Annotated in this window: 10 protein-coding genes and 1 pseudogene; 9 read left to right on the top strand and 2 right to left on the bottom strand. The window is 58.9% G+C overall.

All coding sequences use genetic code 11. The features are described from left to right. The 3 genes from B3759_RS02025 to B3759_RS02015 all read left to right on the top strand — a co-directional run. Positions 1 to 1,352, top strand: a 1,352-nt coding sequence (locus B3759_RS02025; RefSeq protein WP_291363127.1) for an efflux RND transporter permease subunit, incomplete at its 5' end; no start/stop codon positions are given. Further along, entirely contained in the window at positions 1,349 to 2,017 is a 669-nt protein-coding gene (locus B3759_RS02020; protein ID WP_291363125.1) for a response regulator transcription factor, read from the top strand. The genes B3759_RS02025 and B3759_RS02020, both read left to right, overlap by 4 nt. Continuing rightward, positions 2,014 to 3,381 carry a sensor histidine kinase gene (locus B3759_RS02015; protein WP_291363123.1) on the top strand — a complete coding sequence of 456 codons (1,368 nt, stop codon included), beginning with the start codon at positions 2,014 to 2,016 and terminating at the stop codon, positions 3,379 to 3,381. Before B3759_RS02020 ends, B3759_RS02015 begins: the two co-directional genes overlap by 4 nt. Positions 3,382 to 3,599: 218 nt before the next feature. Here the strand turns inward: B3759_RS02015 and B3759_RS02010 are convergent. Then, positions 3,600 to 3,857: pseudogene (locus B3759_RS02010) on the bottom strand (ArsR/SmtB family transcription factor); the annotation flags it as partial. Positions 3,858 to 3,978: 121 nt separating this feature from the next. On the opposite strand from B3759_RS02010, the gene nth reads away from it, so the two are divergent. The 4 genes from nth (at position 3,979) to B3759_RS01990 (ending at position 10,787) form a co-directional block, all read left to right on the top strand. After that, entirely contained in the window at positions 3,979 to 4,716 is a 738-nt protein-coding gene (gene nth, locus B3759_RS02005) for an endonuclease III (protein WP_291363121.1), read from the top strand. 332 nt (positions 4,717 to 5,048) lie between these two features. Continuing rightward, positions 5,049 to 6,146 (top strand): efflux RND transporter periplasmic adaptor subunit, encoded by a 1,098-nt coding sequence (locus B3759_RS02000; RefSeq protein ID WP_291363119.1) that lies wholly within the window; start codon positions 5,049 to 5,051, stop codon positions 6,144 to 6,146. Beyond that, entirely contained in the window at positions 6,139 to 9,252 is a 3,114-nt protein-coding gene (locus B3759_RS01995) for an efflux RND transporter permease subunit (RefSeq protein WP_291363117.1), read from the top strand. The genes B3759_RS02000 and B3759_RS01995 overlap by 8 nt, the downstream gene beginning before the upstream one ends. Beyond that, entirely contained in the window at positions 9,252 to 10,787 is a 1,536-nt protein-coding gene (locus B3759_RS01990) for an efflux transporter outer membrane subunit (RefSeq protein ID WP_291363116.1), read from the top strand. Before B3759_RS01995 ends, B3759_RS01990 begins: the two co-directional genes overlap by 1 nt. Positions 10,788 to 10,829: 42 nt before the next feature. Here B3759_RS01990 and B3759_RS01985 read toward each other — a convergent pair whose 3' ends face one another. Continuing rightward, the gene (locus B3759_RS01985; protein WP_291363115.1) at positions 10,830 to 11,756 is read right to left on the bottom strand and encodes an AraC family transcriptional regulator; all 927 of its coding nucleotides are present in this window, start codon (positions 11,754 to 11,756) and stop codon (positions 10,830 to 10,832) included. Between the two features lie 205 nt (positions 11,757 to 11,961). On the opposite strand from B3759_RS01985, the gene B3759_RS01980 reads away from it, so the two are divergent. Both B3759_RS01980 and B3759_RS01975 read left to right on the top strand, forming a co-directional pair. Then, on the top strand, positions 11,962 to 12,693 hold the full coding sequence (locus B3759_RS01980) for an SDR family NAD(P)-dependent oxidoreductase (RefSeq protein WP_291363113.1): 732 nt from the start codon (positions 11,962 to 11,964) through the stop codon (positions 12,691 to 12,693). A gap of 280 nt (positions 12,694 to 12,973) precedes the next feature. After that, the gene (locus tag B3759_RS01975) at positions 12,974 to 13,981 is read left to right on the top strand and encodes a tetratricopeptide repeat protein (RefSeq protein ID WP_408736435.1); all 1,008 of its coding nucleotides are present in this window, start codon (positions 12,974 to 12,976) and stop codon (positions 13,979 to 13,981) included. The last annotated feature ends 2 nt before the right edge of the window (positions 13,982 to 13,983 follow it).

Raw genomic sequence — 13,983 nt, 5'->3', positions numbered from 1 at the left:
TGAAGGAAGTCAGTATTCAGGAGCGTATCTTGCGCCGGTTTCCCGAAGTCACCGCCGTTGTCAGCAATACGGGAACGTCGGCGATCCCCACCGACCCAATGGGCGCCAACGAGACGGACAGTTTCATATTCCTAAAGCCGCCATCCCAGTGGACCACGGCTCGGACACAGGAAGGCCTCGTGACGGCGATGAGCAGGGTGCTGAGCGATGAACTGCCGGAAGTGGCGCAGTCATGGAGCCAGCCGGTGCAGATGCGGATGGATGATCTCCTGTCCGGCGTCCGGACACAGATCGCCGTCTCCATCTATGGCGATGACCTCGCCACGCTGGCCCGGCTCGGAGACAGGGTGGCGGCGGTCCTGAAAGCCATCCCCGGTGCAGCCGATGTTGCGCCACAGGGAAAGGGAAGCGTTGCGTTTATCCATATCGACATCGACCGCAGACAGGCTGCGCGTCTTGGCGTCTCCCAGCAGGAACTTCTGAATGTGGTTGAAGCTGTCGGCGGTCACATCGGAAAGCCCGTCACGGTCGGTGACGCCCTGATCAGCACGCAGGTTCGTTATGATCCGGCGCAGGTCGGCACACCGGACCAGATCGCCCGCCTCAGAATACGTCGCGCAGATGGACGTGGGGCGGTTCTGCTTTCGGAGGTGGCGAAGGTCACGGTGCAGGATGGCCCACCCCGCATTGGTCGAGACAATATCCGCCGTCGCCTGATCGTGCAGGCCAATGTGCGCGGGCGTGATCTGAGTTCCTTTGTGACGGAAGCGCAGAAGGCCGTCAGCACGAAAGTCAGTCTGCCCGCAGGCTATCGCATGGTCTGGGCCGGACAGTTCCAGAATCTGCGCTCGGCGATGGCGCGTCTGGAAGTTGTTGTGCCGATCGCCCTGACGCTGATTTTCGCGCTGCTTGTCGCCGCCCTGAATTCCATTCGACTGGCCGGACTCGTGTTCATCAATCTGCCCATTGCTGCGACAGGCGGTATTCTGGCGCTCTCCCTTCGCGGCCTGCCGTTCAGCGTCTCGGCGGGAATCGGCTTTATCGCCCTGTTTGGTGTGGCGGTTCTGAACGGTGTGGTACTCGTGACCGCGATAAGCTCCCTGCGTCTGACGGGTAAAAGTGCGGCACGCGCGGCGTTCGAGGCGGCGGAAGAGCGTTTCCGTCCGGTGATGGCGACCGCTCTGGTCGCCAGTCTGGGCTTCATTCCCATGGCTGTTTCGACCAGCGCCGGTGCCGAGGTCGAGCGACCGCTGGCCACGGTTGTGATCGGCGGACTGATCTCCTCGACTCTTCTGACGTTACTTGTGCTGCCATCGCTCTATGCTCGTGTCATGAAGAATTACGTCTCATGAAAATCCTGATCATTGAAGATGAAAGCGCGCTTGGCTCGGCTGTCAGGGACCGTATCCGGCAGGCTGGGCATGTCGCCGACTGGTTCAGAACCCTCTCGGATGCCCGTGCGGCGCTGCGGGCCTCGTCCTATGATTTTCTGCTGCTGGATCTCGGTCTTCCGGATGGCAATGGCCGGGACCTGCTGCGGGAAATCCGTCGTGATCGTTCTCCTCTGGCGATCCTGATCACGACAGCGAGGGATCAGATCAGCGACAGGATTGCCGGATTATCGGACGGGGCGGACGACTATATCGTCAAACCTTATGATCTGGACGAACTTGTCGCCCGTATCGAGGCCGTTGCTCGGCGTTATGTGGCCCTGCCCGACAATGTCGTGACGATTGGCGATATCGAGATTGATCTCTCCCGGCGGCAACTCAGACGCAACGGACAGGATGTCGATCTCTCCGCGCGGGAGTGGGCCATTGTCGAACTTCTTGCCCGTCGACCGGGCGCGCTGTGTAGTCGTGAGCAGATCGAAGACGCTCTTTATGGTCTCAGCGATGATGTGGAAAGCAACGCTATTGAAGTTTTTATCAGCCGGATACGCAAGAAAACGGAAGCTGGTCTGATCGTGACGGTGCGTGGACGAGGCTACAGCCTCGCAGGAACGGCGTCCCGATGAAGCGCTGGAGTCTGGCGTCCCGCATCGTCTCAGGAACCCTGATCATTGTGCTCGGGGCGCTGGTGCTTCTCAGCATTCTTGTCGCAGCTTTTACCCGTTATGAAGTCACGGAGCGTCTCGATAATTCCTTGCAGGAAGTGGCCGAACGTCTGGAATTCGTTATTGGTGAACTGGATAAAAACGGTCCGACATCTGCCATGCCGGGCGGACAGATCGCACGCCTGCCCGGTGTGAACCGACGCACTCTGGCCTATCAGATTGCTTCAACGGATGGTCAGCTTGAGGTCCGGTCGCAGAATGCACCGGAGACGCTGTTCGTTCCGCATCTGGAAACGGGATTTTACAATATTCCGTCGTTCCGGGTGTATGTTGCACCTTCTGTTTCTGGCCATCATTACATTCTGGTGGGCGAACCGACTTTTCACAGAACTGAAGCCGTCAGGCGGGCCATTCTGATTTCAGTCCTGCCGATGGTGATCTTCTTCCCGGCGATCTGGCTTCTGGTCCGGTGGCGTGTGCGTCGCGCCATGCAGCCTCTTACAAGTCTTCAGGAGGAGATCAGAAGCCGAGGTGGAGCAAATCTGGCTCCTATCCCGCCGCTGGATCTGCCCGAAGAGCTTGTCGCAATCCACTCTGCCGTCAACCTTCTGCTGGACCGCCTCAAAATGGCGCTTTCCACCGAACGTGCGTTCGCCGCCAACGCAGCCCATGAACTCCGGAATCCCATCGGAGCACTTCTGGCGCAGGTGCAAATTCTGAGAAGCCTGCTTCAGCACTCGGAACATGAAGAACGTGCGACAACCATCATGCATCAGGCCCGCAGAATTGGCCGGATGATGGAAAAACTGCTTCAGCTGTCCCGTGCAACATCGGGGATCGCCCTCAGGGAGGATCGATTTGATCTGGTGCTTGTCATCCGGTTTCTGGCGCAGGAACTTGAGCGGGAAAAAAAACAGATCATTGAACTGTCAGGAACGCCTTGTCTTATGATCCAAGGCGACATGGATGCTGCTGGCATCCTGTTTCGCAACCTGCTGGAAAATGCAGTTCTTCATGGCTCTTCCTTACAGCCGGTAAGGGTAGTTATCACAGAAGATTCTGAAGTCCTGATTTCCAATGATTGCGATCCTCTCACACCTGAAATTCTGAGGGATATGGAAAAGCCTTTTGTGAGAGGTGCAACAGATGCAGAAGGAAGCGGGCTTGGACTTGCGATCGTTCGCCAGATATCGCTTCAGTTTCGGGCTGATCTCGCGATTACTTCTCCTGTTTCGGGAAAGGCAAGAGGTATTACCGTTTCCATCCGCTTCCCTTCTGGTGGCACTGAAACCAACACCAAATTTAAAGAGATCAAATCAGCATGACTTACCGCTTTTCGTGGAATCATGTTCAGGGGCATCAGACTGTTACCGAAGCACTTCCGCAGGCTACTGAATTACGATTTCAGATGAAGCTGTGAATCAGGAATTTTCCCGGGAACGGAAGAGGGTGCACGATCTATGAATAACTCTGCTGGACCTGTAATTCAGAGCCACAAAGATTCATCATCAATTCAGCCCATCAAACCCTGGGACTAAACATCTAGTGGAGGAAGGCAGACGCGACAGACGAACAGCTGGCCATGGCGTTGCGAAGTCAGCAGGCCGGCGCGAATCAAGGTGAAGAGATAGGCGGAAATTGTATTCTGCGGGATATCGAGATGGTACGCGACGTTTCCCGCAGGTAATCCGTCCGGTTCGTGACGCACCAGCAGGCGGAAGATATCCAGTCGTGTAGACTGGGATAGAACACTCAGAGTGGCGAAGGCGGCTTTCGTACTCCTAAATTGACGATCATAGATGTATGGACTGATGTCAGTTCTCTCAACTTCGGTCTGGTCAGTGCTTGCATATCGTCTGCTTCTTTAATTCCGGTTCGTTTCCATTTTTGACGAACTGCTCATTCTATCGAATAACAGCCGCATGCCCTCCACCCGTTCCAAGAAAACCACGCCAGCCGCCAAAGCAGACACTTCCCGTCTCCCCAACGGCACCGCCATCGCTCCCCGTGATATGACAAAGCCGGAAATCACCCGCTTTCTGGCTGATCTGGCGAAGACATGGCCGGACGCGGAAACCGAGCTTGTTTTCAGCTCGCCCTACCAGCTTCTCGTCGCTACGGCGCTGGCAGCGCAGGCGACGGACAGCTCGGTCAACAAGGCGACGCCCGCGCTGTTTGCAGTTGCGCCCGGTCCAAAGGAAATGGTGGCGCTCGGCGAGGAGGCGGTCGGCGAGTATATCAAGACCATCGGCCTGTGGCGGAACAAGGCGAAGAACATCGTCGCCCTGTCGCGTGATCTGCTTGCTCATCACAATGGTGAAGTGCCTGCGGACCGTGACGCTCTGGAGGCACTGCCCGGCGTCGGCCGCAAGACGGCGAATGTCATCCTGAACGTCGCCTACGGCCTTCCAGCGATGCCGGTCGATACGCATTGTTTCAGGTTGGCCAATCGGACGGGGCTGGCCCGTGGAAAGACTGTGCTGGAAGTGGAGAATGCGCTGGAGGCCCGTATTCCGCGTGAGCTGCTACGGGACTCGCATCACTGGCTGATCCTGCAGGGGCGATACGTCTGCAAGGCCCGACGGCCCGAGTGCTGGCGCTGTGCGGCGACGAAAGACTGCCTTTATCCTGAAAAAGAAATGATCGCGCCCAAACGGTAGGGCTGACGTTCGGTGTTCATCAGAAAACCATGATCGTCATGCAAATTTCATTGTTGTTGCAGCAGTGACACGAGTCTGATGCCCGGTCGCCCGTTGCGCTGCCTGCTCCTGTGTTCTAGGTGCAGGGACGCATTCTCAGGCAGGTCACCGGCCATTGCATCAGAGAATTTGCTGTCGCCCGCTGTTCCGTTCTCTGATTTGCCCTTTGGTTCGTAATGAAGACTCATGACCCCTGCATCGTGCGGTTCAAGGTCGCTCTTTCGGCGGTCAGTTCTGTCTTCGGCTGTCCTGTTCGCAGGACGGAGACGCCTGTCCGGAATACGCAGCCTCTGATGCGTAGGATCGGGTGTGCCGCCGCATTGCTGTGCATGGGCATGCTGACAGTTGGTTCGGCGTATGCAGACGGACAGGCCCCTGTGCAGCACAGATCGGACGGGAAGATTGTGGTGCCGGAAGGCTCGCCGGTCGACAGGCGTCTTGCGGTCTCGGCGGTCAGCGTCAGTCACTGGAACCGTGGCACGACCGCTCCCGGCGTCATCGTGGCGGAACCATCCCGAAATGTAACGGTCTTTGCGCCTGCGACCGGAAGAGTGCTCGATGTCGCCGTCCGGGTAGGTGAGCACGTCGATGTCGGTGACGAAATCGCCCATATTCTCTCGGCTGACGCGGCGCAGGCGTCCGCCGACGAACTGAAGGCGCGGGCGGCGCTCGATCTTGCCAGCCGAACGCTCCGCCGTGCGCAGGGTGTACTGGCGGCCGGAGGTGAGGCGGTCAAGGATGTGGAGACCGCAAAGACCGGCTACGCGCAGGCTCAGGCTGAAGAGCAGCGCGCCCGCACGCATCTTGAATCCCTCTCCACCACTGTGAATGCGGGCGGCGTCATCACGCTGCGATCGCCGATCGAAGGCGCGGTTGGGAGCGTCAACACCACGGCAGGCATGAATGTCGTGGATCTGACGCAGCCGCTGGCGGTGGTGACCAACATCGCCGAGGTCTGGGCCGTCGCCAGCGTTCCCGAGCGCGACATTCGCAACGTGGAACTCGGGCAGGCCGTCAATCTGACGCTTCCGGCTTTCCCCGGACAGATCTTCCATTCCGCCGTGTCCGGTATCGAGCCGATCATGCAGGCCGACACACAGGTGCTGATGGTGCGCGTCATTCTGCAGAATCTGGATCGCAAGCTGCACCCGAACATGTATGCCAACATGACGGTCATGGCCCCACAGCCGGAAACCATCTCCGTGCCGCAGTCGGCGCTGGTCATGAACAATGATCAGGTGACGGTGTTCGTGGAAAAATCCCCGCATGTGTTCGAGCGCCGGATCGTGCAGGTGATTTACGACGACGGCGCTCTTTGCCGCGTGACCTCGGGACTGGCTCCGGGAGACCGTATCGTGACCACCGGCGCGGTCCTGCTCAACGATGATTAACGCCATCATCGCAGGATGCCTGCGTCAGCGTAAGCTCGTCTTTCTGGGTGCGTTCATTCTGGCTATCGCCGGGCTTTTCGCATGGCGCAACATTGCGATCGAAGCCTATCCCGATCTCGGCGCGGCGACCGTGCAGGTCTCGACACAGGTGCCCGGTCTGGCCGCCGAGGAGATCGAACAGCAGATCACCATTCCGCTCGAACGGCAGCTCGCCAGCACGCCGGGGATCGTGGATACGCGGTCCAGCAGCACCTTCGGACTGTCCCTGATCACACTGATCTTCAAGGACGGCACGGACGTCTATTTCGCCCGGCAGCGTGTGACCGAACAACTGGCGCAGGTCTCCGTGCCCTATGGGGCGACGCCGGGGCTCGGGCCGGTCACAGGACCATCCGGCGAGATCTATCGCTACACGCTGGAGTCCGACCGCGCCAACCTGATGCAGCTTTCGGATATCCAACGCTGGATCGTCATGCCAGCGCTCCAGCAGATTCCGGGCATCGCGGCGGTCAACAACTTCGGCGGCTTCACGAAGGAATATCAGCTCGTCCTCAATCCCGGCGCGTTGCAGCGTTACGGCATCGGCCTGAACGACGTCATCACGGCGATGCAGAATAACAACGCCAACGCCGGAGGGGGGCGCGTCACGCGCGGCGATCAATCCTATGTGGTGCGCGGTTCCGGGCTTGTGCGCACGCTGGATGACATGGGCGAGATTGCCGTCAATCAGCACCATGGCGTGCCGATCCTGCTGAACGATCTGGGACGCCTCCAGATGGGGCATCAGGTGCGGGAAGGCATTCTGGGCAAGGATTCCAACCCGGACACGATCGAGGGGATCGTGACGATGCTGAGCGGTCAGAACGCCTCGCTGGTGCTGCAAAAGGTCCATGCGCAGGTGAAGCTGTTGCAGAAGCAGCTTGATCCGATGGGCGTGAAGATTGTCCCCTATATCGACCGCGACACGTTGGTGAACGCGACCACCGACAAGGTCATGGACACCGTATTCAAGGGTGTTCTGCTGGTGGTCGTGGTGCTGCTGGTGTTCCTCGGCAGTCCGCGCAGCGCGCTGGTGGCGGCGGTGACCATCCCGCTGGCGCTGGCGATGGTCTTCGTGATCATGGATCTGGCGGGGATGCCCGCGAACCTGTTTTCGCTGGGCGCTATCGATTTTGGCGTGGTGGTGGACGGCGCCATCGTGGTGACAGAAGCGATCCTGCGCATCCGCGAGGAGCGACCGACGCAGAAGATCCAGATGAAGGATATTCTCGGCGTCACCAATCATATCGGTCGGTCGATCCTGTTCTCCACACTGATCATCATCGTGGCCTACAGCCCGCTGTTCGCGTTCGACGGCGCGGAAGGCAAGCTGTTCCGGCCGATGGCGTTCACGGTCAGTTTCGCGCTGTTCGGCGCGTTGCTCAGCGCCACGATGCTCACGCCCGCGCTGGCGTGGCTGGCCATGCGCAATCCACACCGGCTGTTCCACAACCGGCCGCTCGAATGGCTGCATCATCAGTATCTCCACTGGCTGGGTCATATCGTGGACCGGCCGTTTCTGGCCTATCTCGGGGGCGGGGCGGCCTTTGCTCTGGTGATCGTGCTGGGGCTGAGCACCGGACGCGAGTTTCTGCCGGAACTGGATGAGGGCGCGCTGTGGCTTCAGGTGGGGCTGCCATCCGGCATTTCGCTCGATAAGGCCAGCGCCATGGCGAGCGAAATCCGCAAGGCTGTGAAAGAGTTTCCAGAAATCTCCTACGCCATCACACAGCTTGGACGGAATGATTCCGGCACGGACCCCTGGACACCGTCGCATATTGAAATGCCGGTGGGACTGAAACCCTACAACACATGGCCTTCTGGCGAGAACAAAGCGCAGTTCGAGCGCCGCCTGCGCGACCGGTTGCGGCAGATTCCCGGCATCAGCTTCGATATCAGCCAGCCGATTGAAGACGGCATGAATGACCTCGTCGGCGGCGCTCACTCACCGCTGGTGCTACGTGTCTATGGTCAGGATTTCGGCGAGCTTCGGCGGATCGGCGACGAGATTGTGCGTATTCTGCACGCAGTTCCCGGCACGCGCGACGCCTCGATCTTTCAGGGACCGGAAATTCCGGAGCTCGCTATTACGGTGGATCGACCGGCCATCGCCCGTTACGGCGTTTCGGTCGCTGATGTGATGGCGGTGATCCAGAACGGCATTGGCGATGCGCCCGTCACGCAAGTTTATGTCGGCGATCGCACCTATAATATGACAGTGCGGTTCCAGCCCGACGAGACGGCCAATCTTCAGAAGCTGGGCCACCTGCCTCTGACCGGCACCTCGGGTGATCATATTCCTCTGGAAGCACTGGCGAAAATCAAGCTGGGAACCGGCGAGAGTAATATCGCGCACGAATATAACCGGCGTCAGATCACCATTCGCGTGAACAATGGTGACCGGCCTCTGTCGCAGTATCTGACGGATGCTCAGGCTCATATCGATCGTGAAGTGCATTTCGACACCACGAAATATCGTCTGGAATGGGCGGGAACCTTCCAGCAGCAGCAGAGGGCGCAGGCACGTCTGAGTGTGGCGCTGGCCATCATGTTCGCCGTGATGCTGATGCTTCTGTTTGGTGAGTTTCGCCTGTTCCGTCAGGCTGTGCTGGTGCTGGCCGTCGTGCCTCTGGCCACGCTGGGTGGCCTGATCGCTCTGCATGTGCGCGGAGAGACGCTAAACGTCGCCACGGTGGTCGGCTTCATCGCGCTGTTCGGTGTGGCGATCCAGAACGGAATCATCATGATTTCCAACATCAACAGATTGCGCTCGGAGGGGAATTCCCTGCGCGACGCCGTGCTGGAAGGCGCTGGCGAGCGGTTCCGTCCTGTTCTGATGACGGCGACGGTCGCCTCCGTCGGTATGCTGCCCGCCGCGATTGCAACCGGCATCGGCACGGACGTGCAGCGCGGTCTGGCGACGGTCGTGGTGGGTGGACTGGGGATCGCCACCATCCTCACCCTGTTCATTCTGCCGACCTATTACGCCGAGATGGAAGCCATGTTCGAACGGCGTCGTCAGAGCCGGATGAATGCGCTTCAGAATGGTGACGGGGGAGACCAGTAATGAAGCGATATGGTCTCTCCAGAAGTCTGTCGCATTATGTGTGCGTTTCTTCCAGTGCCCTGATACTGGCGGGCTGCGCGGTCGGTCCGGACTTTCATCGGCCTGCTGCGCCTGTCACGTCTTACGTTCAGGGCGGTCTGCCGAAGAGCAGTGGTGGTCGGGCCGGAGCGCAGTCGGCGCAGGATGGCGATCAGGTTTTCCAGCCGGGCGCGGACATTCCCGCCGACTGGTGGCGGTTGTTTCATTATCCGGAACTTGACCAGCTTCTGAAGCGGGTTCTGGCCCGTAATCCGTCTCTGGAAGCCGCGAAACAGTCGCTCTATGCCGCCCAGCAGGACAAGCTGGCCTCGGAAAGCGCGCTGTATCCGTCGGTCAGCGGCTACTTCAATCCGGCCCGTTTCAAGACCTCTCGCGCCTATTCCAATGTGCCGATGGCCAATTCATGGCTTTACAACATGCACACGGCGCAGCTGAACATTTCCTATTCGCCGGACCTGTGGGGTGGGGTGCGACGTCAGGTCGAAGCCGCCGCCGCCGAACGGGAGGCGCAGAAATACCAGCTTGAGGCAGCGTGGCTCACGTTGACGAGTTCCGCTGTGGATGCGGCGATTTCCTATGCGATGGTGCGTGAGGAGATTGCTGTCACCAATGTGCTGATCGACCAGCAGGAAAGAGTGCTGCACTCTATGGAGGTGCAGCAGAAGCTTGGCGATGTGTCGATGGCCGATCTGGCGCAGCAGCAGACGCTTCTGGCGCAGACCCGTGCGACATTGCCGACTCTGCGTCAGACACTGGACGCCCTGCATGACGAGATCGCGGCTCTGGCCAATGATTCGCCGGATCAGCCGACGCCAGAGTTCGAACTGGCCCGCTTTACGCTGCCTGCCGAACTGCCTGTCAGTCTGCCCGCGCAGCTCATCAATCAGCGGCCGGACATAAAAACAGCAGAAGCCTATTATCATGTCGCCTGCGCGCATGTGGGCGTGGCGATCGCCAACCGTCTGCCGAATGTGCAGTTGGGATTCTCGCCGGGCTTTGCGGCCGCGACCATCGCGCAGATGGCGGCACCGGGTTTTGGGCAGTGGGAACTGGCCGCCATGCTGAGCCAGCCGCTTTTTGACGGGTTTGAGTTGCAGCACCAGGAAACCGGAGCGCGTCGCCGTTACGATGAAGCGGCGGCTCAGTATCGCTCAACCATCACCACGGCGGTTGAGGACGTTGCGGACAGTCTGAATGCTGTCCACAATGATTCCGAAATGCTGATCCAGACAGAGAACGCAGCGCAGGCGGCGAGTAAAAGCGCCAGTATCTCACAGACGCAATTGCGTCTGGGCGATGTCAGCCGGGTGACGATGCTGAACGCACAACAGGCCGAATTGCAGGCGAAACTGGCTCTGGCGCAGGCGCAGGGCGCGAGATTGTCCGATACGGTTGGGTTGTTTCAATCGTTAGGCGGAGGCTGGTGGAACCGTGTGGGTGATCCGGCGAACCAGCGGAAAGCTGGAGGGAAACAGAAAGCACAGCAAAAGGGCTGAGGTTCTTTTAGAACTCTCCGCGCTTCACAGAAATTGCGAAACTTACCGCCAGATCGCTTCGTTTTCATCCTTGTAGCGATCGATACCGATCGTGCGGATCCGTTTCATGTCGGCATGAGGCGGCAGACCGAACACCTTCCTGTATTCCCGATTGAACTGGGAAGGACTTTCATACCCCACTCGGAATCCGATTTCCGCCACGGACATGACGTCATGAAGCAGCATACGGCGGGCTTCCTGCATCCGTAGACGAAGACGGTATTGCAGGGGAGTCAGGTTGGTGGCCTGCTGGAACTTTTTGTAGAAGCGGGAGCGACTCATCCCGGCAAGAGAGGGCAGGGTAGTCATATCGCCATTTTCCGAGAAACTCTGTCTCAGAAAGGCGATGGCGCGATTGATGCCAGACAGGTCGCTCCGGTCATTGGCAATGTCATACAGCGTTTTCCCCTGCTCCCCCGCAAGCATCCGATAGATGATTTCCTTTTTGATCAGGGGCGCGAGAAAATGAACGTCCTGTTCAGAGCCGAGACAATTCAGCAACCGTAGGACCGTATCGAGAAGATCATCGGTCAATGCGCTGAGTCCCATTCCTGAACGGGAAGAAGGACGGGGCATGGCATCGGTGCCGCATGCTTCGATCACCTCGAGAATTTCCAGCGGAGAAAAGGAAATACAGGCTGCGAGGTAGGGTTTTTCGGGCGATGCCTCGGTGATCATGCCTGAGACCGGCAGATCGACGGTCGAGACGAGATACTGGCGCTCATTATAGTAGTAGATTCTGTCGTAAAGAGAGACCTGCTTGCTGCCCTGCACGACGATGTAAATGCGGGGTTCGTAAACGAAGAGAACAGGATCTGTTTTCCGCTCGGATTTGTAGAGTGTCAGGCAGGAGATGTTGGTTCTGACGACCTTCTCCTGACAGAGAGCGGCGACGCGTGACTGGATTTTTCTGAGGGTCTCAGAGGTCATGAATACAGTCCGGACGGTTGTCTCTGTAGAAAATCAGGCAATTTTTTAGGAAGATCATTCTATCCCATTCATGCCTTTTGAGCGCAAACCTCACAGCATGAAGGCGTAAGTAGGCTGTGTGTGGTGATGATGGTTCGTCTTGCTGTTTGTCATCCTGTGTGGCCGAAAGTCTCTCTCGACATCATTGAAAACGGGGATATCAACCATGACTGATCGTATTGCTGTTATTACCGGCGGAAGCCGTGGCATTGGTGCTGCTGTTGCAGAGCATCTCGCCAGAGATGGCTTCGATATCGCGTTTTCCTATGCGCGAAGCGAGGCGCAGGCCAACGAGTTGTGCAAGAAAATCGAGCAGATTGGGCGGAAAGCCAAGGCCATTCAGGCCGATGGCGCGACGGTTGAGGGCAACAAGAAGATCATCGCGGAAACCGTGAAGCACTTTGGACGGATTGACGCGCTGGTGTGCAACGCGGGCGCTTATCCATACACAACCATCGATCAGGCCAGCATTGAGGATATCGAGAAAGTTCTGAACCTCAACGTCCGCGGTGTCATGATCGAGACACGGGAAGCGCTCCAGCACATGAAGAGCGGTGGTCGCATCATCCTGATGGGCTCAGCTTTCGCAGGGCGTCTGCCGTTCCCCGGCCTGTCTCTCTATGGCGCGACAAAAGCGGCGCTGCGTGGCTTTGCGCAGGGTGCTGCTCGTGATCTCGGCAAGAAAGGCATCACCATCAACGTGGTTGAGCCCGGCCCGATCGATACCGACATGAACCCGGCGGATGCAGAGGGCGCGGCGGCGCTTGCGGGCTTCGTTGCGACGGGCGCTTACGGTCATGTCGGTGACATCGCCCGCATGGTGGCGTTCCTTGCCCGCCCGGATGCCGGATATGTCACAGGCGCGGCCATCCCTGTGGATGGCGGCCTGCTGGCCTGATCGAAGCAGGGGAGGGGACACGCTGTTCGTGTCATGGCTGTCCCCCTCTTGAAACGATCCTGCCTTCAATCCACCTGAAAGGCATAACTGTGGCGGTCGCTTATCCTCTTTTCGGAGAATGCGACGGTACGGTGAAGTTTTGAGGAGCCTGCCTGATGAGGACGTTCACTCTGAAGGCGGGTTTCTGTTTTCGCGTCCCTGCGCTAAACCTGAGCCAGAACCAAGCTGAGTCTGGTGCGGGCAGGCGTGTGGCGGTTTCAGGAAGGCAGGATTGCAGACGATGGATTATATAATCGGCCAGAACCGTTCAGCGCCTCCCACCGGTAGCGGAGCCGGCCGGCACGGGGAGACGACCCCAGTGACTCCGGGAACGGCTCCCGGTCAGAAGGCTGGCGGTGACATCATCATGGATGGCACCGAAGCCAATTTCATGCAGATCGTGCTGGAAGCCAGCCGCAATGTGCCGGTTCTTGTCGATTTCTGGGCTGACTGGTGTGGTCCCTGCAAACAGCTCACGCCGGTTATCGAGCGTGTGGTCACGGCGGCCAAGGGACGGGTCAGACTCGTCAAGGTCGATATCGAGGCCAACCGCAATCTTGCCGCGCAGCTGACCCGTGTGGGACTGCCGCTTCAATCCATCCCGATGGTGGCGGCTTTCTGGAAAGGGCAGATTTTGGACCTGTTTCAGGGGGCGCTTCCGGAAAGTCAGGTCAAGCAGTTCGTCGAAACAGTTCTGAAAGCAGCTGGTGGTGGCACGCTTCCGAGTGCCGATCTTCTGGTTGAAGCTGGTGCGGCGATGGAAGCGGGAGAGCCTGCCCGTGCTGCCGAGCTTTATTCCTCTGTTCTGGAAGATGAAGCCGAGAATCCTGCGGCTTGGGGTGGCCTCATCCGCGCCATGATGGCGCTGGACGATGAGGAAGCGGCAGCGGCGGCTCTGGCCGATGTGCCGGCGGCCATTGCGACGCATCCGGAGATCGAAGGTGCGCGGGCCGAGCTTGAACTGAAGCGTGAGGGCCGGAAGGTCGCCGGGGAAGCCGATGAGCTTCGCAAGCGCATTGCGGCCAATCCTGACGACTTTGAAGCACGGATGGATCTTGCCAACGCACTGAATGTCGCCGGTCACCGCGAAGAGGCTGCTTCCGAGCTTCTGGCGATCATCAAGGCGGATCGTGACTGGAAAGAAGGCGCTGCCAAGCAGCTGCTGTTCAAGTTCTTTGAGGCATGGGGCCATACGGACCCGGCGACCGTGTCGTCGCGTCGTCGTCTCTCTTCCATGCTGTTCTCCTGAGG

It is taken from the genome of Acetobacter sp. UBA5411 (assembly GCF_002409645.1).
In the GTDB taxonomy this organism is placed as follows: domain Bacteria; phylum Pseudomonadota; class Alphaproteobacteria; order Acetobacterales; family Acetobacteraceae; genus Acetobacter.
This window is presented reverse-complemented; position numbering and strand designations above follow the sequence as displayed.